Annotated in this window: 20 protein-coding genes; 12 read left to right on the top strand and 8 right to left on the bottom strand. The window is 43.6% G+C overall.

Annotated elements, in window-relative coordinates:
• Positions 1-425 precede the first annotated feature (425 nt).
• The 5 genes from EKO24_RS19880 (at position 426) to EKO24_RS19900 (ending at position 3,229) form a co-directional block, all read left to right on the top strand.
• Positions 426-1,004, top strand: a complete 579-nt coding sequence (locus tag EKO24_RS19880) for a DUF4124 domain-containing protein (RefSeq protein WP_127029819.1) — start codon at positions 426-428, stop codon at positions 1,002-1,004.
• A gap of 8 nt (positions 1,005-1,012) precedes the next feature.
• Positions 1,013-1,843: an SDR family oxidoreductase gene (locus EKO24_RS19885; protein ID WP_127029820.1), complete on the top strand. Its 831-nt coding sequence runs from the start codon at positions 1,013-1,015 to the stop codon at positions 1,841-1,843.
• Between the two features lie 2 nt (positions 1,844-1,845).
• Positions 1,846-2,037 carry a CPXCG motif-containing cysteine-rich protein gene (locus EKO24_RS19890; RefSeq protein ID WP_127029821.1) on the top strand — a complete coding sequence of 64 codons (192 nt, stop codon included), beginning with the start codon at positions 1,846-1,848 and terminating at the stop codon, positions 2,035-2,037.
• Positions 2,038-2,229: 192 nt separating this feature from the next.
• Positions 2,230-2,625: a hypothetical protein gene (locus EKO24_RS19895; RefSeq protein WP_127029822.1), complete on the top strand. Its 396-nt coding sequence runs from the start codon at positions 2,230-2,232 to the stop codon at positions 2,623-2,625.
• 217 nt (positions 2,626-2,842) lie between these two features.
• Positions 2,843-3,229, top strand: a complete 387-nt coding sequence (locus EKO24_RS19900) for a hypothetical protein (RefSeq protein WP_127029823.1) — start codon at positions 2,843-2,845, stop codon at positions 3,227-3,229.
• A 311-nt stretch (positions 3,230-3,540) separates the two neighbouring features.
• Here the strand turns inward: EKO24_RS19900 and EKO24_RS19905 are convergent, their stop codons facing one another.
• Both EKO24_RS19905 and hcp read right to left on the bottom strand, forming a co-directional pair.
• Positions 3,541-4,575, bottom strand: a complete 1,035-nt coding sequence (locus EKO24_RS19905) for an FAD-binding oxidoreductase (protein WP_127029824.1) — start codon at positions 4,573-4,575, stop codon at positions 3,541-3,543.
• Between the two features lie 95 nt (positions 4,576-4,670).
• Complete coding sequence (hcp, locus tag EKO24_RS19910) at positions 4,671-6,338, bottom strand: hydroxylamine reductase (RefSeq protein WP_127029825.1); 1,668 nt, start codon at positions 6,336-6,338, stop codon at positions 4,671-4,673.
• A gap of 184 nt (positions 6,339-6,522) precedes the next feature.
• On the opposite strand from hcp, the gene norR reads away from it, so the two are divergent.
• Positions 6,523-8,073 carry a nitric oxide reductase transcriptional regulator NorR gene (norR, locus tag EKO24_RS19915; protein ID WP_127029826.1) on the top strand — a complete coding sequence of 517 codons (1,551 nt, stop codon included), beginning with the start codon at positions 6,523-6,525 and terminating at the stop codon, positions 8,071-8,073.
• A 194-nt stretch (positions 8,074-8,267) separates the two neighbouring features.
• Here the strand turns inward: norR and EKO24_RS19920 are convergent, their stop codons facing one another.
• The 6 genes from EKO24_RS19920 to rpmH form a co-directional block, all read right to left on the bottom strand.
• A complete protein-coding gene (locus EKO24_RS19920; protein ID WP_127029827.1) occupies positions 8,268-9,185 on the bottom strand; it encodes a hypothetical protein in 918 nt (305 codons plus the stop codon).
• A 759-nt stretch (positions 9,186-9,944) separates the two neighbouring features.
• Positions 9,945-11,342, bottom strand: a complete 1,398-nt coding sequence (gene mnmE, locus EKO24_RS19925) for a tRNA uridine-5-carboxymethylaminomethyl(34) synthesis GTPase MnmE (RefSeq protein WP_127029828.1) — start codon at positions 11,340-11,342, stop codon at positions 9,945-9,947.
• 6 nt (positions 11,343-11,348) lie between these two features.
• Complete coding sequence (gene yidC / locus EKO24_RS19930) at positions 11,349-13,061, bottom strand: membrane protein insertase YidC (RefSeq protein ID WP_127029829.1); 1,713 nt, start codon at positions 13,059-13,061, stop codon at positions 11,349-11,351.
• Positions 13,054-13,287: a membrane protein insertion efficiency factor YidD gene (yidD, locus tag EKO24_RS19935; protein WP_127029830.1), complete on the bottom strand. Its 234-nt coding sequence runs from the start codon at positions 13,285-13,287 to the stop codon at positions 13,054-13,056. The genes yidC and yidD overlap by 8 nt, the downstream gene beginning before the upstream one ends.
• Complete coding sequence (gene rnpA / locus EKO24_RS19940; protein ID WP_127029831.1) at positions 13,269-13,637, bottom strand: ribonuclease P protein component; 369 nt, start codon at positions 13,635-13,637, stop codon at positions 13,269-13,271. Before rnpA ends, yidD begins: the two co-directional genes overlap by 19 nt.
• 10 nt (positions 13,638-13,647) lie before the next feature.
• On the bottom strand, positions 13,648-13,782 hold the full coding sequence (gene rpmH, locus EKO24_RS19945) for a 50S ribosomal protein L34 (protein ID WP_081466895.1): 135 nt from the start codon (positions 13,780-13,782) through the stop codon (positions 13,648-13,650).
• 168 nt (positions 13,783-13,950) lie between these two features.
• Here rpmH and dnaA point away from each other — a divergent pair, with 168 nt between their 5' ends.
• The 6 genes from dnaA to EKO24_RS19975 all read left to right on the top strand — a co-directional run bounded on the left by dnaA (position 13,951) and on the right by EKO24_RS19975 (position 21,599).
• Positions 13,951-15,270 carry a chromosomal replication initiator protein DnaA gene (dnaA, locus tag EKO24_RS19950; protein WP_127029832.1) on the top strand — a complete coding sequence of 440 codons (1,320 nt, stop codon included), beginning with the start codon at positions 13,951-13,953 and terminating at the stop codon, positions 15,268-15,270.
• Between the two features lie 188 nt (positions 15,271-15,458).
• Positions 15,459-16,559 carry a DNA polymerase III subunit beta gene (gene dnaN / locus EKO24_RS19955; RefSeq protein ID WP_127029833.1) on the top strand — a complete coding sequence of 367 codons (1,101 nt, stop codon included), beginning with the start codon at positions 15,459-15,461 and terminating at the stop codon, positions 16,557-16,559.
• 10 nt (positions 16,560-16,569) lie between these two features.
• Positions 16,570-17,646 (top strand): DNA replication/repair protein RecF, encoded by a 1,077-nt coding sequence (gene recF, locus EKO24_RS19960; protein WP_127029834.1) that lies wholly within the window; start codon positions 16,570-16,572, stop codon positions 17,644-17,646.
• 43 nt (positions 17,647-17,689) lie between these two features.
• On the top strand, positions 17,690-20,128 hold the full coding sequence (gene gyrB / locus EKO24_RS19965; RefSeq protein ID WP_127029835.1) for a DNA topoisomerase (ATP-hydrolyzing) subunit B: 2,439 nt from the start codon (positions 17,690-17,692) through the stop codon (positions 20,126-20,128).
• Positions 20,129-20,810: 682 nt separating this feature from the next.
• Entirely contained in the window at positions 20,811-21,242 is a 432-nt protein-coding gene (locus EKO24_RS19970) for a DUF29 domain-containing protein (protein ID WP_127029836.1), read from the top strand.
• 18 nt (positions 21,243-21,260) lie between these two features.
• On the top strand, positions 21,261-21,599 hold the full coding sequence (locus EKO24_RS19975) for a DUF29 domain-containing protein (RefSeq protein WP_127029837.1): 339 nt from the start codon (positions 21,261-21,263) through the stop codon (positions 21,597-21,599).
• Positions 21,600-21,644: the final 45 nt, after the last annotated feature.

Here is a 21,644-nt window from a genome sequence, read left to right on the forward strand (position 1 = left end):
CCTTACACCTTAAGCATCAGGCAGGTTTTAGCCAACAAATATATTGTCCGTTCTTCATCTTTTCAATGAGCGGCCCTTTTATTTTATACAGTTATATCCCAAGGAAACATAGAGCAAAGCTGTTAAATAAATCTGTATAAGCTGTGGATGAAAATGTGGATAACATTTTCGCTTTAGTTATCCACAACCCGTGCACAAGATTCGAATCATCTTAAACGCATTTTAATAAATAAAATAATTTATTGATTTTAATGTATAAATAAGACTTATCAACAGGTTTTCACTTAAGTAATAGTAATATTAGGTTTTTTAAATTTTTTAATTTATTACTGTTAGTTCGAATAAAAAAAATCTATCCGATAACTTCAATCTTCTATACTCTTCCGAGTTGTGTTCATGTTGACGATAGAACAATTGAGGAAAAAATGAGAATTACACTGCTTATTTTAGGAAGCCTTTTTTCTACCTGTGCGTTTGCAGGAATTTATAAATGCATAGACATTAACGGTAAGACTAACTATCAATCAAAGCCTTGCGATCCTGAGCATAAAACAGAGCAACTTAATGTTAAGACCGGCGGTCCTTCTAACAATGAGCTGGATAAAGAAAAACAAAAACAAGAACTAGAAAAAAAAGAACAGGAAGAAAATCTTGAGAAAGAGCAGATGTTGAAAAAACAAGCTCAGCTAAAACAAGATGCAATGAGCGAAAGCGCAAAAAACCAGTTTCTTGTTAAAAACAATCCCGAAAAATTTTCGGCGTTTTCTATTCCACCTTATGATCTTGATCAATTACCGAACTTAGTCAAAGACTATCAGACCCGGCTTCCCGATATTGAGCGTTTAAGAAGACAAGCGGCAGAAAAAGCATTGGCTTCGGGCCAATGTACTCGCGTTGAGTCATCGGAACTGGACGCTAAAAGTATTAAGAAAAATTTAGTATTCTCAATCAGTTGCAGTAGCGGAAAAATCCTTTATTTTACCGAGCAGGAACTCGCCCAATAATTGCCTAAATGAATTCATCAAAAACAATATTAATTACAGGTTGCTCTAGCGGCATTGGTTACAACGCAGCCGTTGAATTGAAAAAACGCGGGCATAGCGTTATTGCTACGGCAAGAAAACAGGAAGATGTATTGCGGTTGCAGCAAGAAGGTTTTACTGCAATCCAGTTAGATCTGGCAGACAGCAACAGTATTCAACTGGCCGTTAAATCAACCATCAAATTAACTGATGGAAAAATCGATGCACTGTTTAATAATGCTGCGTTCGGACAGCCCGGCGCTGTCGAGGATTTAACTCGCGATGTGCTCAGGTTTCAGTTTGAAACCAACCTGTTCGGTACTCATGAGTTAACAAACTTGATCATACCGTTGATGCGGCAACAGGGGTATGGCCGCATTATTTATAACAGTTCGATATTGGGCTTTGTCGCGATGACTTACCGGGGTGCTTATAATGCCAGTAAATTTGCTCTGGAAGGCTTAGCCGACACCTTACGTCTTGAGCTTTACGGCACCAATATACATATTTCTCTGATTGAACCGGGCCCGATCCTAAGCGACTTTAGAAAAAACGCTTTTGCTCTGTACAAAAAAAATATAAATCCGTCTCGCAGCTTTCACAAAGAAACCTACAAAGCCATAGAAGCACGCTTGCAAAAAGAAGGGCCCGCAGCCCCGTTTACGCTTCCTGCCCAGGCGGTTACTGAAAAAGTTATTCATGCGCTGGAGGCGAAGCAACCTAAGAAGCGCTATTACGTTACTTTTCCGACCTATTTGTTTGCTTTTCTTAAATCCGTCCTGCCCATATCCTGGTTAGACGCTTTGATCAGGAAGGTTTAATAATGCATGAGCTTGATGAAATCATTATAGTTTGTCCCTATTGTGGTGAGTCCCTGGATGTTTTGGTCGACACCCATTCCGGACCTCAACAATATTATGAAGATTGCTCTGTTTGTTGCAGGCCGATTTTATTTATTATGTCCGAAGATTATGATGGAGAAATGCTTTTGGATGTTAAAAGAGATGATGAGTAAGTCCTTTATAAAGACTATAACCATTGATTTAAAAGGGTTTTTATTGTTTTAAAACAAGCAATTATTTTTTTCTGTGCTAGAATGCCCCGCAGTATTAGCCATTCATGATGTTGAATTTTTGCTTTCTTGCATAAACTCTCATTTTAATAGTTATGCTGAACACAAAAACATTAATAAATATAGGTTTAACCAATGAAAGCACTTAAAAAAACCGTAGTTTCCGCTGCAATAGCAATGGCCATCACTGCCGTTTCGTCAACAGCTTTTGCTGCTGAAAAAAAAGATCCTAATGCTGTTGTTAGAGAGGCGGCTGAAGGTACGATTGCTAAAATTGAAGAAGCGATTAGCCTGATTGAAAAAGGCGCCGGCAAAGAAGAGACTTCCACTGTTATTGCTGAAGCCCGCCAACTGCAAAAAGAATTCCGTTATGAAGTTACTGAGCGCCTGCGTCAAAGAGCCAACGATAAATTAAGAGTTGCTCGTGAAGCGGTTGAAAACGGCGACCCTAAAGCAGCTGAAGAAACATTAAAAGCCAGTTTGGCCCAATTTAAAGAAATGAAAGTTACTTACGACGCAGGTCATAAGTAAGATAATTTCAAGCCGGATTCAATTATGTCAGCAGCGTAATTGAATCCGGGTTTTAATCGTAAATATTCCCTTACAAAAGCTACTTTTTTCACTTTGCCACTGCTGGTTCAATTATCTGATAATGTGTTAGAATCTTTCTTGGTATATGGCTATTCGCATAAATAGTTACAGATCCAAATTTATCAAAAAATAACAATGACTTGAGGTCAAGTGCAATATGAAAATGTTAAAAAAAGTCTTACTGCCTTTATTAATTGCTGCTTCTATCGGCGCAGTTTCAACTTCAGCTTTGGCTGAGACTGATAAAGGTCGAATTGTATATGCGCCTGCTGATGCAATTAATTTAGTTCTTGGTAAAATTAAAGCAGCGTCTGATGCTGCTGCTGCCGGCACAGAAGGCGATGCACTTGCTGACCTTATCAAAGAAGCATCGGATGGAAGCAAAGAAATCAATGCTAACGATAAAGTTGACAGAGCTCGTGCAACAGCTAACAACGTATTGAAAGCAGCTAGAAAACTTGCTCAAGAAGGTAAAAAAGCCGAAGCGGAAGAAGCATTAAAAGAATCTGCTAAAAAGTTTGAAGCTTTGAAAAACTTACTTTAAGTATTAGTTGGCCCTATCAGGATTGCATTTAATTTCCTGATAGGGTTTAAACTGTTATCGATTCATCCTCTCTTTTTCTAAAAGTCTCCGTACCTCAGCTCTCAAACTCTAAATACAACCTTACCGAAAGATAATAGGTACTGGGTATATTACAAAGCCACCATTTCTTTTTTCAGCTAAACGAATGGCCGCCCAATAACGCAACGTTACGGAATGGCAATTACTCCATGGAAATCAGCTTACGGCATTGCAGATGAAGACACGAAAAAAAATTCATGTGCTCATGTCAGTTAATCAATAAACTGCCAATATCAAGCCGGCAAAAATCTTTCGCTTAATATTTGTCTGTCCGGTACCCCCTTAGCTTTTGCAGCCGTTTCGGCAGCATCGATCAAGGCTGGCGGTCCGCACAGGTAAATATCAGGAAAAACAGTTGCCTCTTCCAGATCTTGAATCAGGGCATCCACAGGTGTTCCGCAAAAGCCTTTCCAGCTATCATTTGGTTTCCATACGCAAAAAATTATTTGAAGTTGGGGCAGTTCTGTTCGTAAAGCTTCTAACTCGGCCTGACAAAACAATTCTTCGCTCCGGTTTGCGCCGAAATAAAGCCGCGCAGGATGCGGTTCCTGAAACTCGGCCATCCGTCTCAACATCGACAACATCGGTGCTAAACCAGTGCCGCCAGCGACAAACCAGCGAGGTCTCAGGCCACTTTCAGATAAGCCGAATGCGCCTTTGGGACCGTGAACGATCAAGGTCTGTCCGACAGCAGCCTGCTCACGTAGCCACGTGGAAAAAAGACCGCCCGATTGCAAGCGGATTAGAAACTCCAGCCGACCTTCCCAGTTACCTGTATTAGCAAGTGAATAAGCGCGCTTAATGTCCTGTCCCGGCACTTCCAGCTCCATAAACTGGCCAGGTTCAAACTGGGCTACTGAGTCGCCCTCCTCATTCGGCGCAAGATATAATTCTAAGCGCACAGTATTTTCACCAACGGAATCGAGAGCAGTAATCTCTGCATTTTGTGTTTTGATTGCTCCAATCAGGACACGGTCGTGATCGAAAGGAAGGTCGATGCGCAAATCACTTTTAGGAAAAGTGCAGCAGAGTAAAGTACCGTTTTTTGCAACCTTATCTACAGGAAGTGCAGCGGGATTATGTTCGGCTAATGTAAAATCGCCGCACCTGATATCGGCATAGCAAGTACCGCAATTCCCCTGCCCACATTGGGCGGGTAATACAATATGAGCATCGGCAGCAGCTTCCAGCAAATTTCTATCTTCGGCGCATTCGAAGTGAAACTGTTCCCCGTCGCGGGTGACCAGTTCAATGGCATGGGTATTCATGATTTGTTTGGACTCCAGTAAAAATGCTGCCGGAAACACTGTATTTATTCAGACTTCATAGGCTGAATTATTCCGGCAGCGGAGGAATAATCGAATCAAGCAGCTTGGCGGTTCAACGATGCCTCGATGTCGGCTTGTGCATTAGTAATTGGTTGTAGTCCAAATTTATCGACCAATACCTGAACCAGATTAGGCGTCAGGAATGCGGGCAACGTAGGTCCAAGGCGAATGTTGCGGATGCCCAGAGACAGCAAGGTTAGCAGCACTGCGGCAGCTTTTTGTTCAAACCATGATACGACCAATGATAAAGGCAATTCGTTCACGCCACATTCAAAAGCGCCGGCCAGGGCAGTCGCAATTTTGATAGCTGAGTAGCTGTCGTTGCATTGACCTATATCCAACAATCGCGGAATACCGCCTATTTCGCCGAAGTCATGTTGGTTAAAACGGTACTTGGCGCAACCCAAAGTCATTACTACGGTGTCTTGCGGTGTTTGTTCGGCAAACTCTGTGTAGTAATTGCGGCCGGGTGCAGCACCGTCACAGCCGCCGACCAAGAAGAAGTGTTTAATGTCGCCGGACTTGACTGCATTTATCACTTTGTCGGCCACGCCCAGCACCGCATCGCGTCCGAAACCGACAGTGACGGATTTTTCACTAGTATCATCTTTAAAACCGGGCAATGCTTTTGCTGCTTGGATCAATGGTGCAAAATTCTTATCGTAAATATGGCGCACACCTGGCCACCCCACCGGGCCGGCGGTAAAAATACGCTGACGGTATTGAGGTTGCGGCTCAATGATGCAATTGGAAGTCATCAAGATAGCGCCGGGAAAATCGGCAAAATCTTTTTGCTGATCCTGCCAAGCGCCACCGTAATTGCCGGCCAAATGTGGGTAAGCCTTGAGTTTTGGATAAGCATGAGCAGGTAACATTTCACCGTGCGTATAAATATTAATGCCGGTATCTTTGGTTTGTTCGAGCAAAGCAGCCAGGTCGCCGAGATCGTGGCCGGATACCAGGATGGCCTTGCCTTTGACCGGAGTGATGCGCACCTGTGTCGGTTGCTGTGCGCCAAAATTGCCGGTGTTGGCTTCATCCAATAACGCCATCACTTCAAGGTTTAAAGTTCCCAACGCCATGGACTGGTTCAGTAACGCTTCGGCATCTGTTGGGTCCGAACTAAGAAAGTCCAGCGCATTCTCAATCCCGGCGAAGACAGTATCGCTTTCCTTACCTAATACATAGGCATGATGAGCATAGGCGCAAACGCCTTTAAGTCCGTACAAAATCAATGAACGTAGTCCGATAATGTCCGGGCCGACTTGATCGAGCCCGGCATTAATACCCACATCGGCGGCCTGTTTAAGCATGCCGTCGATATCGGCGGCTGGCTGCCAGGCTGCCGCACCTGTTAATTCTTCAGGCGTTTTTCCTGCTGCAAGTGCAGCCTGAATATAACTTGCCTTGACTCGATCCCTTATCTGGGCGGCTTCTTGTATTAGGGTGACAAAGCGGGTCGCATTGAAATTTACGTTGGTTAATGTTGTAAACATTGCGTAGAGAATGAAATCGTCGGCGGCATTATCCGGTGAGTTTAAAGCTCGAGCGCGTTTGGCGTATTGGGCAATCCCCTTAACGCCATGAACCAGTAAATCCTGTAAATCGGAAGTCGTAGCGTCTTTCCCGCACATGCCTTTGGCGGTAGCGCAACCGCTGTTAACATTGGAGCGGTCGGTTTGTTCGCATTGATAACAGAACATCAGGTGGTCTCCTCAAGATTGAATTATTTTATTTAAATCGGCTGTTGATCGTTTTTTTCGCAATCCCTAGGTGAAAGGCACTTACCATGCCAAGCTAAAAGCCTTGTTTTTACTGGTCTAGTTGAGTATTGTTGTGTTATTGACATCATCTTTTGGTTGTTTAATTAACTACAGCGTTATCATTATGACGACAGATTTGTTTTCCGCCTCACTCATTTCCATTGTTGCCGACCTTTCCGCCAGCATGCCGACAGAGCAACGCTACCAACGCTTGCTGGAACATTTGTGCAGGATTTTCCCTTGTGATGCGTCCGCGCTACTCAAATTTGAAAGTCCTTGTCTGATACCGCTGGCGGTTAACGGCTTATCCGAAGATACGTTGGGACGACGTTTTACGGTTGACGAACATCCACGGCTGGCGCAGATTCTGGCTTCCGACAAAGCGGTACGTTTTGCTGCCGATTCCGATCTGCCCGATCCCTACGATGGCCTGGTTGACTCTGATAACGATCAATTGCTGGTGCATGATTGCATGGGGGTCACGTTGTTTATCGACGGGGAACCTTGGGGAGTTTTAACACTGGATGCCCTGGCTCAAGGAACTTTCGACAATATCGACCCGGTCCAGTTCAGTACTTTTATTGGCCTTGCTGCCGCCACTGTCAAAGCGGCCGGATTGATTGCCTCGTTAGAACAACGGGTACGTTATGCAACTCAAACCGTATTTAAAGAAAACACTGACCATGAAATGATCGGCGACAGTGAATGCATGCGGACATTGCGCAATGAAATTTCCATTGTTGCGCCGTCCGAACTGGCGGTTTTGATTTTGGGTGAAACAGGGGTAGGCAAAGAACTAGTCGCCCGGCGTATTCATATAGAATCGAATCGAGCCGATCAGGTTATGGTTTATGTGAATTGCGCGGCGTTGCCGGAAAGTATTGCCGAGAGCGAATTATTCGGCCACACCAAAGGCGCTTTTTCCGGAGCTACTCATGACCGGATAGGAAAGTTTGAACTGGCCAACGGAGGCACGATTTTTTTGGATGAAATCGGTGAGTTGCCGCTTTCGATACAAGCTAAGTTATTGCGTACCCTGCAAAACGGCGAGATACAACGCGTCGGCAGCGATAAACAAATCAAAGTAGATTTACGGGTTATAGCGGCAACTAACCGTAATCTGCAACAAGAAGTTGCGGCAGGATTGTTTCGGCCGGATCTTTACCATCGCCTGGCTGTTTATCCAATGCTTGTTCCGGCATTACGGGAGCGGGGCAAAGATGTCTTATTATTGGCAGGTGCTTTCTTGGAAAAAAACCAGCAACGGTTGGGTATTAAAAAGCTGCGTTTGGATCAAGAGGTCAAAAAAATCTTATTGGATTATCACTGGCCGGGTAACATTCGTGAACTGGAGCATTTGCTCAGCCGAGCGGCTTTAAAATCGGCAACGCCGGAAAATCGTCAGGAAGATTTTATAACCATATCGCCAGCCTATTTGGATATAGTACCTGAGCCGCCGGAGTACTCATCTGTCGGGATTTCAACAGATTTATCGACAGTTCTATTCTCGCCGGTAAACTTTAAAGAAGCAGTTGATGAATTTCAGCGCCGACTCATCCAGCAACAGCTTGCAGCACAGAAGGGTAATATGGCCGCAACTGCACGCCTGCTGGGGCTGGATAGAGGAAATTTCCACCGTTTGTTGAAACGGCTCGCAGTTAAAACCGGAGACTGATTCTTGGTTACAACGAAGCTTAATGCTAACGTAGACCCTACATCATTGGGTTAAGCTACGACAGTTTACGTTATGCAAGAACCTACACTGTGCTTACAAGGAAATCAGTATGACTTCTTATTAGTTTAAGAATATAGGCTCTTACTGATTATCTTGTAAGCTTGAGCTATTGTAAGTTAATTAATTTTAGTTAACTAAAGTCCCTCGCCGGAAAACGGCTTTTGCCAGAATCCTTGATCCGCTTGTACGGATGCGTCTGAAGCACTCAGGCCAGCGTTCATTAATGCATTAATTCGCGCTTCTCTTGCAGCCGTTGTGTCGTTAGCTGAAGGGGTATTAGGCGTGGGAATCCATATGCCATTAACATAACTTCCTTCCGGGAGCGGCAAGCCTGCATTGGTATAAACCTCATTCGGATCAATTCCAGCATTAAATGTAGCCAAGGTTGGCATCACAGTTGTTCCGCTATATGTACCGATTGTTGTCTTATCGAATTGGGCTTGGTTTGCCGGATCACTTGCTCTTGGCGCAGTCAGTCCGAACTTTTGATTATATGCAACTACTCCGAATGGGTCTGAGGACTGCGCCCTATCCATTTGTTCCTTGTATTGTTGTATTGGCATTCCTATGAATGCAGCATTTTTTTCTATAGCCGATTCAGTAGGGGATGATGTACTAGGCTCGGTTGCAGCGAGCGGTTCAGCAGGAGATCCGGTAGATGCTGTTTTAGCGGTATTTGTTGAATTAGTTGCATTTGTCGACGCTGATTTTGACAGTTGCTGAACTAGACTCTGAAGCTCGCCGGCTAATTTATCCAATGTTTGGTTAGGCGTTGACTGACCACTTTGGTTACCTTTTAGAATAGCAAACAAATCATTTGCAAATGTGTTTAATGCTTGTTGCGAGGAAATAGATGCTGTACTGTCAGTTGTCCCTGTTGAGTTTGAAGTACCAGTCGTACTTGAAGCGCCTTTATCAACAAGCTGGGATAAATTTTGCGCTACGAAGGAAAAACTTTCTCGCCCTGGTATATTGAACGATGGCGAGTCAACATTTTTCGCGGAAGGTTGATAGTAATTTAATAAATTTTGGACGCTATTGATTGTGGACATATTGTTGCCTCATGCTCTAAATTACAAACTAAAACATTTGCCTAATTGTTTTAATTAATGGCAGATTTTGTCTTTAAGCTATTGCAATAGGAAGTAAGATACTCGAATTGTGATTGCTGCCAACTTCTATACATATAATGTGCCAATATCTGAAACATCTAGGCAGTACGCGGTTTCGGCAAAATCTGTAAAGAGCGGTTAGGTAAAAACCATGGCGATAGCGTCAACTTTTTGCCGCTTTGTATGCCAAATTTTAAAAACAGGCTAAAACGGTCAAATAGCTAAAATAACATCCAAAACTGCTTTCAGCAGCTAATCGAAAATACTCAGCTTTAAGCGTGTGGGGAAAAATGGTTGAAGCGCAGAAAGTGCGATCCATAGAGTTTGCGCAAGCTTTCCTCCGTGGGCTCCTCGCGAAAAAAAATGAGTTCGCAAACCGGAAAAAGTCCAATCTTGTCGGTATGGACAACCCATGCTCCATAGGGATAGCCATTGTTGTACATCAAAGAGTCAAGCTTACTGAGATAAGCGAAATCCACCGAATTCATCGGGCAGTCGCTATGTGGATCCCGGTGATCCAAAAGACATGGAAACGGGTTATCTTGCGTTGCTACACAATTTTTTTGACATGGCGATTTCCAAACTACGTGCAACTTAACCTCCTCTTTTTACTATCTGAACAATTTTTTGAACAGCATAATTAGAACGATAGACGATAATCACACTTGAATAAAAACAACAATCCAAATGTTATGAGTATTATTTTCCGATACAAAAACTGGAAAATATTTTTCCCAGTAAATCATCCGAGGTAAACGTTCCGGTAATTTCCGCAAGGCTCATTTGTGCTTGTTTTAAATCTTCAGCAACCAGTTCTCCGGCTTGGCTGCTTCTTAACTGGTCTAAAGCGCTCTCGACAAACTCGTACCCTTTATTCAGGGCTTCGATATGCCGTCTTCGGGCAATGAATACGTTATCGGTTGCTTCATTAAAACCAACGCTCTGTTTGAGATGTTGTTTTAATAATTCCATACCGCTACCGGTTTTGATAGACAGGTAAATTTGAGTGCCAAATTCCGTTTGTTTTATTTCCGGCGCTATCCCTAACAAGTCTATTTTATTGTAAATTTGCGTAACGTTACCGCTGGAGGGCAGTGTTTTTAATACCGACTCTATGTCCGGCTCTCTTACATCGATCAGCAGTAAGATTTTATCGGCGTTTTTAATTTCCTGGTGAGCTCTGCGGATACCTTCCTGTTCTATCGCATCGCCGCTTTCACGAAGGCCGGCAGTATCAATGATATGCAAGGGCATACCATCCAGCTGAATGCGTTCTTTTAATACGTCGCGCGTGGTTCCGGCTATGTCGGTGACTATCGCCGCTTCATGTCCGGCCAATGCGTTTAAGAGACTGGATTTTCCGGCATTGGGTTTGCCGGCCAATACGACAGTCATGCCGTCACGCAACAGGCGGCCCTGCTGCGCCGTTCGTTGAATCTGTTCGATGCGCTGCAGTATTTTGGTTATCCGGTTTTCAACCACGCCGTCGGTTAAAAAATCAATCTCCTCATCGACAAAGTCAATGGCTGCTTCGACGTAGGTTCTAAGTTCGGTCAGTTCTTCGACCAATTCATTAACTTGTATCGAAAAAACGCCCTGCATTGACTTTTGTGCGGAGCGGACGGATTGTTCGGTGCTGCTTTCAATCAAGTCGGCGACTGCTTCCGCCTGGGCCAAATCGAGTTTGTTGTTCAGAAACGCACGTTCGGTAAACTCGCCTGGATTGGCCAAGCGTGCGCCCAAGGATAAAACGCGCCGAAGCAGCATATCCAATACGACCGAGCCGCCATGGCCTTGAAGTTCAAGAATGTCTTCGCCGGTATAAGAAGCAGGCGCTGGAAAATAAAGGACGATGCCCGAATCAATGACTGAGCCGTCAGCATCGATAAAAGACGAATATTGGGCCAGCCGGGGAATTAAGGTTTTATTATCTCCAGGGATGGAGTGTATGCCGCTGGCCTGTTGGGAACAGGCGCGGTGAGTGAGGTGTTCGGCAATTTCGGAAACGTTAGTTCCCGAAATGCGAATGATACCGACACCGCCGTTCCCTGGCGGTGTTGCAATGGCTGCAATAGTATCTGGGGTGTTTCTAGCCACGTAAGCCTATGGCATTTTAGCAATCTGCTTGGTGATATACGACTGCTGGATAATAGACAGAGTATTATTAACTACCCAGTATAAAACCAGACCGGCCGGGAAAAACAGGAAGAATACAGTAAAGACGATAGGGAACATCTTCATTACTTTTGCCTGTATCGGATCGATCGGCGCAGGGTTTAAGCTTTGCTGAATTTTCATGGTGATACCCATGATAACCGGCAAGACGTAGAAAGGATCCTGTATCGACAAATCCTGTATCCATAACATGAATGGCGCTTGGCGGAATTCAACAGTCTCGCTTAATACCCAGTATAAGCACATGAATACCGGAATCTGTATCAAGATAGGCAAACAGCCGCCTAATGGATTAACTTTTTCTTTTCTATACAGGGCCATCATTTCGGTATTGAAGCGCGGTCTGTCATCGGCAAAACGCTCTTGCAATTCTTTTAGACGCGGTTGAATTTTGCGCATCTTGGCCATTGACCTGTAGCTGGATTGCGACAATGGGAAAAACAGCAATTTAATACATAGCGTTACGCCAATAATAGCTATACCCCAATTGCCGGCAACGTTATGGATCTGGTTCAACAACCAATAGATAGGTTTACCGATAAACGTTAAAAAACTGTAATCGACGGTAAGTTCCAAACCAGGCGCTATTTTTTCCATCATAGGCTGGATTTTAGGACCGGCAAATAATTGAGCAACGAATTGCGCGTCTGAATTTGCGTTAACGGTAACCGATGGAGAATAGGTTCCGATAACGTAACGTTCGTCACTCAGGGCTTTGGTATAAAAATGATTTTCCTGATCCGCAGGTGGAATCCATGCCGAAGCAAAATAATGCTGAATCATTGCTGTCCAACCGCCTTTGGTTGAAACATCAAGATTCTCATCGGCCATATCGTCGTAATCAATCTTTTGATATTTGTTTTTTTCGGTATAAATAACACCGCCGGAATAAGCTCTCATGCCGCCGGTCAGCATACCGCCTTTGTTGGAGTTATCAGGAACTCTAAGCAGTTGACTATACTGTCTGCCGGACCAAGGTTTACCGGAATCATTTTTAACTTTTTGTTCCAGAGTAATGTCATAACTGCCGCGTTTAAAGATAAACGATTTGGTAATTGTCAGGCCGTTGTTATCGGTCCAGGTTAAAGGCACAGTTAAACTATCTTGTCCTGGTTTTAGATCGTAACTGTCGGCTTCATTTTTAAATACAGTGTGATGACTCGGTGCAGTAGCAAAACCGCTGTCGGCAATTAAACCGCTTTGTGCGACAAATAATTTATCTTGGCTGCTGTCGAATAAACGTACCGGAGCGGTATCTTTTTCCGCAACCGATAAACCGATCATCGCGCGTAATTTATCTATGACAGTATTAGGTTTTTCTACGGGATAGTTTAATAAATCCAGATTCTGGATTGTGCCGCCTTGCAAATCAATTTGAAGCGCAAGTACGTCGGTTTTAACAGTAAGAATGTTGGCGGATGAGACGGTTGCTAATGGAACAGCTGTGGTATTTTGCTCTGCGGGTTCGGCTTGAGCCGATGTACCGGTAGCGGAAGGTAAATCTTCTTTAGTATTGGTTGCCACAGATTCTGTAATAGCGGCGACTTCGGGTTTGGGGCCATAATCCATTTGCCAGGCTTGCTGCAGCATAAAAATAAGCATCGCAAATGTAACGATTAGTACAAATCTTATATTATCCATTCTTATTACCAAATTTTTCTGGAACGGGATCAATGCCACCAGGATGGAACGGATGGCATTTTAATAATCTTTTGAGGGAGAGATAAGAGCCGATGGTGGCTCCATGGAGCTGAAGCGCTTCCAGAGAATAACTTGAACAACTTGGATAGAAACGACACCTGTTTCCGAGCAAGGGGCTAATAAAGTATTGATAAAACTTTATAATTGCTATGAGCATGAATCGCATCGGGATACCAACTTAAGCCAATGCCTTTCCAACGATTTTCTTAACAAATCCAGCGGAGCATCTACGGCTTCTCTACGAGCCAAAACAACGATATCAATATTCCCCAAGCTATGTTGTTTTATTCTAAAGTTTTCCCGGACAGTTCGTTTAATCACATTCCTTTGTACTGCCTTTCTTATATTTTTTTTAGCAATTGCCAAGCCCAGCCGCGGATGATCAAAATTATTTCTTATGGCCAATAGGGTAAAATATTGGTCGCTTGATTTTACAGGCTTAGCAAAAACCTTTTTATATTCAGCCGGTTTTTTTAACCGTAACTGCGGGGAGAAACTAAAAACTTCTTCAGCCACCAACCGTTGACTAAACAGTTAATTGAGCGCGACCTTTTGCTCTGCGGGCATTAAGAACTTTACGGCCGCCGACTGTTGCCATTCTTGCACGAAAACCATGAGTTCTTACACGTTTGATTTTACTTGGTTGATATGTTCTTTTCATTTTACTTAAAGCCTGATCGGATGAGTGTTAACAAAAACAGATAAAAAAGACAGCGGATGATAAAATAAACCTCTATAACTGTCAATTCTGTAACGCGATGTTTTATTACTGTACAGTGATAAAAAGCAAAATTACACTATTAATTATAATCAACTTTTTATTATTTCAATGAGCTCAATTTGGAACAACTGCCTTTCTAAACTTGAAAATGAAATTTCAGGTTCTGACTTTAGTACATGGATACGGCCCCTTCAAGCCATAGAAAGTGATGAACAAATAAAGTTATTAGCTCCGAACCGCTTTGTACTCGATTGGGTTAAAGAACATCATTTTGCCAAAATCGAAGAAACTATTTATGAGTTTTCCAATGGCGCATTAAATTTGAGCCTGGAGATTGGTTCTAAAAGTTCGTCTGTCCCTACTGCGACTAAGATAGCAAAACCTGCCTCGGGACCTCAAAAAACCACGCCCAGTTTTTTAAACAAGGCATTCACGTTCGACAATTTTGTTGAAGGTAAATCTAACCAGCTGGCCAGAGCAGCTTCAGTCCAAGTTTCTGAAAACATCGGTAAAGCTTATAACCCGCTACTTATTTATGGCGGTTCCGGTCTGGGTAAGACTCATATGATGCATGCGATAGGTAATGCGGTTTTACAAAAAAATCCCTCCGCAACTGTCGTTTATTTGCATTCTGAAAAATTTGTCCAGGATATGGTTAAGGCATTACAGCAAAATTCGATTAACGCCTTTAAAGAATTTTATCGTGGCGTCGATGTGCTGCTAATCGACGACATTCAATTTTTTGCCGGCAAGGAACGTTCCCAGGAAGAATTTTTCCACACCTTTAATACATTATTGGAAAAGAAGCACCAGGTAATTTTAACTTGCGATAAATATCCAAAGGAAATCATAGGCCTTGAAGACCGGCTAAAATCAAGGTTTGGCTGGGGATTACCCGTTCTAATCGAGCCGCCCGATCTGGAAACCAGAGCGGCCATTCTAATGAAGAAAGCCGCTTTGGTTAACATTCAGCTGGCTCAGGATGTCGCTTTCTTTATCGCGAAAAGAATTCCTTCCAATGTTCGAGACCTGGAAGGTGCTTTGCGGCGAGTTATTGCCAATGCACAGTTTACCGGACGTGAAATTACGATCGAATTCACCAAAGAGGCACTGCATGATCTCATTTCTTTGCAGGATAAACTCGTCAATATCGATAACATCCAGAAAACGGTCGCTGAATATTTCAAAATTCGCGTTGCCGATCTATCTTCCAAAAATAGAAAACAGTCCATCACTAGGCCCCGGCAGATAGCCATGTGTCTGGCCAGAGAATTAACGTCCCACAGCTTTCCGGAAATTGGCGATGCATTCGGTGGCCGTGACCACACCACAGTAATGAACGCCTGTAAAAGAATTACAGAGCTAAAAGAGTCTGATACTAAAATGGCAGAAGATTACTCCAACCTGTTGAGAACTTTGTCACATTGACGAGGAATAACCTGTGGATAAAACTTATTTTTACTGACAACTCTTGTTAAACCACAAGCCGTACACGCTAAAGCAGCACCCTTAACCACATTGTTTATAACAACACAACTACTTGATTATTAAGGTTAAATACTAGTTTTCAACAACCTTCTTTAAAACTAGTAGTAATAGAAAAAAGATATTCTTTTATGAAATTTATTATTAATAGAGAAGAGATACTGCTTCCTTTGCAGCAAATAGTCAGCGTGATAGAAAAACGGCAAACCATGCCTATTCTTTCAAACGTCTTAATGGTCATTACTGAAGACCAACTTATTTTGACCGGTACTGATTTGGAAATTCAGATTATTGCCAAAATCAGCATTGCGACAGCAACGCCCGGATCAATCACTGTCCCTGCCAGAAAATTTCTGGATATCTGCAGGCTTTTACCTAGCGGAGCCGAAATCAAATTCGAACTGCAAGACGATAAGGTAAAAATTACCTCTAATCGCAGCCGTTTTTCATTGAGTTGCTTACCGGCTGATAACTATCCCGAATTTGCCGAATCCGAATTAGAAAATCACTTATTTATTAATGCCGGTAAATTTAAAAAAGGCCTTGATAAAACGATATTCTGCATGGCCAATCAAGATGTTCGTTACTATCTAAACGGCTTATTGTTTAATGTATCAAATAGCAAGTTGAAGCTAGTTGCATCGGACGGACATCGTTTGTCGATTTATGAAGACAGCCTTGATCAGGCTACCGGTTTTGAAGCGCGAATCATTCTTCCCAGAAAAGGAGTTCTTGAGCTGAGCCGGTTGCTTGACGATCCGGAAGCCGAGTTGAAAGTTGAGTTTTCAAGCAACAATATTAGGATTTCCATTAAAAACCTGATTTTTTCGGCAAAATTGGTTGATTCCAAGTATCCGGACTTTGGCAAAGTTTTTCAGCAAGACTTTTTTAACCAAATCCATATCCAAAAGCAGATATTAAAAGAAGCATTGACTCGCGTTGCTATCTTATCGAATGAAAAATTTAAAGGGGTGACGTTCGATATTACGCCTGACAGCATGAAAATCAGCACCCATAATCCGGAGCATGATGAAGCCGAAGAAGAATTGGCGATTGAATATACCGGCGAGCCTTTGACGATTGCTTTTAATGCCCAATATCTATTGGATGCCGTTTCAAATCTGGATTCCGAACTTGCCGTTCTGACAATTGCCAGCAATGCCAGCAGTTGCTTTATAGATGAGCCGAATGATTGCGGATATAAATTTATTGTTATGCCGATGAGACTCTAGTATTGCAGTTATGAGTGTGTCGAAACTGGATGTTTACGGAGTCAGGAATATTCAAAAAGAGTCCATTAATCCGTCACCGGGAATTAATTTTATTTTCGGTGAAAATGCCAGCGGAAAAAGCACACTCATAGAAGCTATCTTCATTTTAGGCCGTGCCAAGTCATTCCGTTCTTCCGCCATCAGGCCCGTTATCAACGTCGATCAAAATCATCTAGTCGTCTCAGCGCAAATTCTGCAAATAAACAGCGGCCACTTGCATATAGGCATACAACTGGATGGTAAAAATATTGAAATCCGTATTAACCATCAACCAAGTCAAAAACGCTCGGATTTAGCCTACGCTTTACCGTTACAGCTTATTCATCCAAAAAGCTATGAATTGCTCGACGCAGGTTCTCAAGTCAGAAGAGAATTTTTAGACTGGGGCGTTTTTAATGATCAGCAAAATTTCTTATCCGTCTGGCGCAAATTCAAAAAGGCGTTATCGCAACGCAATGCCTTGTTAAAAACAAGACAACTTGAACAGATCAAGGTTTGGAATAATGAACTCGTCTATTACGGTACAATAGTCGATAGCTATCGTCAGCAGTATCTACAAAAATTCAAGCCCGTATTTATCGAAATTATCGGCAAATTTCTTTCGCTTGACGAAATCGACCTGAAGCTTGTTTCCGGTTGGGATCAGTCTAAAGAACTTAGTCGCGTTTTAATTGAAGATCAAGATAAAGATTTACGTTACGGATTTACCCATAGCGGGCCGCATCGCGGAGATTTTCAATTGCTAGTCAACAATCGTCTGGCAAAGGATTTCGTTTCACGAGGTCAATTAAAGTTATTGGTTATGAGCTTGAAATTAGCACAGGTCCAATTGCTTGCTAATGAACAGAGCCGTACCGGCTGCATACTGATTGATGATTTTGCGGCAGAACTTGATGTAGTCAACCGAGCTAAATTACTGCGCTATTTATCGGAAATGGCATGCCAAGTATTTATAACGGCTACAGAAGAAAATGATTTTGGCGATTTAAGCCAAATAGAAAATTACAAAATGTTTCACGTGGAACAAGGCATTATAAAACCCGTGTAATGTTTCACGTGGAACATGCACAACCAACAGGAAAAAAACAGTCATGAGTAATCCCAGTGATCAAGTTGTAGAAACCTCTGCGCCTGAATACGACAGTAGCAATATTCAAGTATTAAAAGGGCTCGATGCGGTAAGAAAAAGGCCGGGCATGTATATCGGCGATACGGATGACGGATCCGGCTTGCATCACATGGTTTTTGAAGTTGTGGATAACTCGATTGACGAGGCATTGGCGGGTTATTGCAAAGAGGTTAGAGTAGTTATCCACAATAACGGTTCGGTATCCGTTTCCGATGACGGCCGCGGCATTCCTGTTGATATTCATAAAGAAGAAGGCAGATCGGCAGCCGAAGTCATTATGACCGTACTGCATGCCGGCGGTAAGTTTGACGATAATGCTTATAAAGTAAGCGGTGGCCTACATGGCGTGGGGGTATCGGTTGTTAATGCATTATCCGAAGAATTAAATCTCGAAATCCGCAAGAACGGCCAGCTTTACAAGCAACAATACCGAATGGGCGAGCCGGTCGCTCCATTGGCCGCAGTAGGGCCTGCCGAAGGTTCCGGCACGATGATCAATTTTAAACCCAGCTCGAAAACATTTACCGATGTCGAGTTTCACTACGACATACTGGCGAAAAGACTCAGGGAACTATCCTTTTTGAACTCCGGCGTACGGATCAGCCTGGAAGACGAATGTTCCGACAGAAAAGACGTATTCGAGTTTGAAGGCGGTATAGGCGCGTTTGTTGAACATCTCAACAAAAACAAAACCCCACTGTTCCCGGAAGTATTCCATTTCGTTGCGGAAAAAGAAGGCGTCACTGTCGAAGTGGCGATGCAGTGGAACGATTCGTACCAAGAAAACGTCTTTTGCTACACCAACAACATCCCGCAACGCGACGGCGGTACCCACTTGGCCGGTTTCAGGGGCGCATTGACCCGGACCATCAACCAGTACATCGAAGCCAGCGGCTTAGCCAAAAAAGAAAAAGTACAAACCACCGGCGACGATGCCCGTGAAGGCTTGACCGCAGTATTGTCGGTTAAAGTGCCCGATCCGAAGTTTTCCTCGCAAACCAAGGACAAACTGGTTTCATCGGAAGTAAAACCGCTGGTTGAATCGACAATGAATGAGAAATTGCAGGAATTCCTGTTGGAAAAACCGCAAATCGCCAAAGCCATTGTCGGCAAGATCGTCGATGCGGCCCGTGCCAGGGAAGCAGCTCGTAAAGCGCGGGAAATGACTCGCCGCAAGACCACACTGGATATTGCCGGATTGCCGGGCAAACTGGCGGATTGCCAGGAAAAAGATCCCGCATTATCAGAACTGTTCCTGGTGGAAGGGGACTCAGCGGGCGGATCGGCAAAGCAGGGCAGGGACAGGCGCACACAAGCCATTCTGCCGTTAAAAGGGAAAATCCTGAACGTGGAAAAAGCCCGCTTCGATAAAATGATTTCATCGGAAGAAGTCGGAACCTTGATTACCGCATTAGGTTGCGGCATCGGCAAAGACGAATACAACCTGGACAAACTGCGCTACCACCGCATCATCATCATGACCGATGCGGACGTCGACGGCTCGCATATCAGAACCTTACTGCTGACGTTCTTTTACCGTCAATTGCCGGAAATCGTCGAAAAAGGCTACATCTACATTGCCCAGCCGCCGTTGTACAAAGTCAAAAAAGGCAAGCAAGAACATTACGTTAAAGACGACAGCCAATTGAACGAATACCTGATCCAACTTGCATTGGATAAAGCCCAGCTATTTACCGATGCGTCCGTGCCGCCGATTCAAGGTCCGGGCCTGGAAAAACTGGCAAAATTGTTTACCGAGGTCGACGGCATCAACAAACGCCTGTCCAGACGCTACGACGATATTTTCCTGGAACAATTTGCCTATATGGACGTAATCAGCGATGAACTGAAACAGGATCAGCAAAAGCTCGCCGCTTGGTTTGCCGATATGGAACAAAGATTGGCCGATTGCGACAGTGGAGCGGTATACACCATTGAGCTGGACTATAAATCAAGCAGTGAGTTTTCTGTTGTGGTTAACAAACGCCTGCACGCGATAACCAAAGCCTTCGTCTTACCGTCGGCTTTTTTCAACGGCAAGGATTACCAAAAAATAGCGCAATATGCCCAAGACACAGCTGACATGTTTAACGAAAGCTCATTCATGCAAATGGGCGAAAGACAACAGCCGGTCAGCAACTTTAAACAGGCTTTTGAATGGATGATGAAGGAAATCAAAAAAGGCCAGCATATCCAGCGCTATAAAGGTCTGGGCGAGATGAACCCCGAACAGCTCTGGGAAACCACGCTCGACGCCAACAACCGCCGCTTGCTGCAAGTTAAAATTGAAGACGTGATTACGGCCGACGAGATTTTCACGACGCTGATGGGCGACGTGGTCGAGCCGCGTAGGGATTTTATTGTTAAGAACGCGTTGGATGTGGCGAATTTGGATGTGTAACGCTTTTGTCGAGTGACACAAAAAGTGAAAAGTGTGCCAAATTAGTGAAAAACTAATGACACAAAAAATGAAATAATCCGACAAATTTTACCAGCTCCAAAAACGATAATGATTACCGAACGACCTGTCGGATGCCACAATTAGTGAAAAGTGTGCCAAGTTAGTGAAAAAATAGTGACATAGATAGTAAAAAAATCCGGCTATTTCGCCTGCTGTGAAATTTTTCACTAAAACCTTAGAAAACCAGATGACCTTAATAGGAATCTGGTTTTTTATTGAATTGGAATAAATGATATTGGTGGCCAGAATTAAGAAACCAATCGTCGATTGGTGAATCAGGTAGCAGCGCAAAGCCCAATGTGTACCCCCCTTACACTATTCGCAAAGGGTTTCATAATGAAAACGTGTTTTGCACCACTAGTGGATCTTGTATGTTCAAAAAATTAGGAATCTAACAACGACACAATGTCCACCGAAATAGCTTTCGACTTGCAAACACTCGAATAACCTTTACCTGGTAGGACGAGGACGGCGCTTGATTGGTATCCCCGGATAGTAAGCTCTCATCTGGATTGATTTACTTAAGATACATTTTTGGCGGAACAATACGGTAGTTTTTATAGAGGTTACAATGTAAATCTATGAAGCGCTAACCCCTATGGTTACAAATGAGGCATTATCGATGCAAAGCTACGAAACTGATGTAATTGCCTGGGCGAACGAACAGGCGGCGTTTATCCGCGCTGGCCGGTTTGACATGCTCGACGTTGAACATATTGCTGATGAGATTGAGGACGTGGGCAAAAGCGAGCAAAACGAATTTGAAAAAAGAATGGCCTCGTTGCTTGCCAACTTAATCAAATGGGAGTATCAGCCGAGCCATCGGGGTAGAAGTTGGGAACGGACAATTAAAGATCAGCGCACTATGATCGAGCGTAGGCTTACAAAAACCCCTAGCCTAAAACCTGAACTTATGAATCCTGATTTTTGGGCTGAGTCATGGGCTGATGCTGCACGTATGGCAGAAAATGAGACTGGAATATTAAACGTGTTTCCGGCATCCTGTCCTTGGTCTTCTGAGCAAGTCATGAACCCTGATTTCTGGCCGGAATAAGAGGTGAGGGCATTATCGATGCAAAGCTACGAAACTGATGTAATCGCGTGGGCGAATGAACAGGCGGCGTTTATTCGCGCTGGTCGATTCGATATGCTCGACCTTGAAAATATTGCAGATGAGATTGAGGATGTGGGCAAAAGCGAACAGCGTGAATTTATGAGCCACTTGGCGGGGCTAATTGCGCATTTATTGAAATGGCAATATCAGGAAGGTTTTAGAAGTAAAAGCTGGAAACGGACGATCAACTACAAACGCAAGGAACTAAGCTACAACTTGAAGAAAACGCCTAGTTTAAAATCTCGCATAACAGATAGAACTTACGCATTGACAGCCGGTATAGAATATGAGGCATGAACTAACCCTAGGCAACGGAAGGCCCGCCCGTGATAAGAAAAATAA

The organism is Candidatus Methylobacter oryzae (assembly GCF_003994235.2).
In the GTDB taxonomy this organism is placed as follows: Bacteria; Pseudomonadota; Gammaproteobacteria; order Methylococcales; family Methylomonadaceae; genus Methylobacter_A; species Methylobacter_A oryzae.

Bases quoted from the DNA above. Each gene is read 5' to 3' on its own strand.
- EKO24_RS19880 (WP_127029819.1), top strand. From the start codon at position 426: ATGAGAATTACACTGCTTATTTTAGGAAGCCTTTTTTCTACCTGTGCG.
- EKO24_RS19885 (WP_127029820.1), top strand. From the start codon at position 1,013: ATGAATTCATCAAAAACAATATTAATTACAGGTTGCTCTAGCGGCATT.
- EKO24_RS19890 (WP_127029821.1), top strand. From the start codon at position 1,846: ATGCATGAGCTTGATGAAATCATTATAGTTTGTCCCTATTGTGGTGAG.
- EKO24_RS19895 (WP_127029822.1), top strand. From the start codon at position 2,230: ATGAAAGCACTTAAAAAAACCGTAGTTTCCGCTGCAATAGCAATGGCC.
- EKO24_RS19900 (WP_127029823.1), top strand. From the start codon at position 2,843: ATGAAAATGTTAAAAAAAGTCTTACTGCCTTTATTAATTGCTGCTTCT.
- EKO24_RS19905 (WP_127029824.1), bottom strand. From the start codon at position 4,575: ATGAATACCCATGCCATTGAACTGGTCACCCGCGACGGGGAACAGTTT.
- hcp (WP_127029825.1), bottom strand. From the start codon at position 6,338: ATGTTCTGTTATCAATGCGAACAAACCGACCGCTCCAATGTTAACAGC.
- norR (WP_127029826.1), top strand. From the start codon at position 6,523: ATGACGACAGATTTGTTTTCCGCCTCACTCATTTCCATTGTTGCCGAC.
- EKO24_RS19920 (WP_127029827.1), bottom strand. From the start codon at position 9,185: ATGTCCACAATCAATAGCGTCCAAAATTTATTAAATTACTATCAACCT.
- yidC (WP_127029829.1), bottom strand. From the start codon at position 13,061: ATGGATAATATAAGATTTGTACTAATCGTTACATTTGCGATGCTTATT.
- yidD (WP_127029830.1), bottom strand. From the start codon at position 13,287: ATGCGATTCATGCTCATAGCAATTATAAAGTTTTATCAATACTTTATT.
- rpmH (WP_081466895.1), bottom strand. From the start codon at position 13,782: ATGAAAAGAACATATCAACCAAGTAAAATCAAACGTGTAAGAACTCAT.
- dnaA (WP_127029832.1), top strand. From the start codon at position 13,951: ATGAGCTCAATTTGGAACAACTGCCTTTCTAAACTTGAAAATGAAATT.
- dnaN (WP_127029833.1), top strand. From the start codon at position 15,459: ATGAAATTTATTATTAATAGAGAAGAGATACTGCTTCCTTTGCAGCAA.
- recF (WP_127029834.1), top strand. From the start codon at position 16,570: ATGAGTGTGTCGAAACTGGATGTTTACGGAGTCAGGAATATTCAAAAA.
- gyrB (WP_127029835.1), top strand. From the start codon at position 17,690: ATGAGTAATCCCAGTGATCAAGTTGTAGAAACCTCTGCGCCTGAATAC.
- EKO24_RS19970 (WP_127029836.1), top strand. From the start codon at position 20,811: ATGCAAAGCTACGAAACTGATGTAATTGCCTGGGCGAACGAACAGGCG.
- EKO24_RS19975 (WP_127029837.1), top strand. From the start codon at position 21,261: ATGCAAAGCTACGAAACTGATGTAATCGCGTGGGCGAATGAACAGGCG.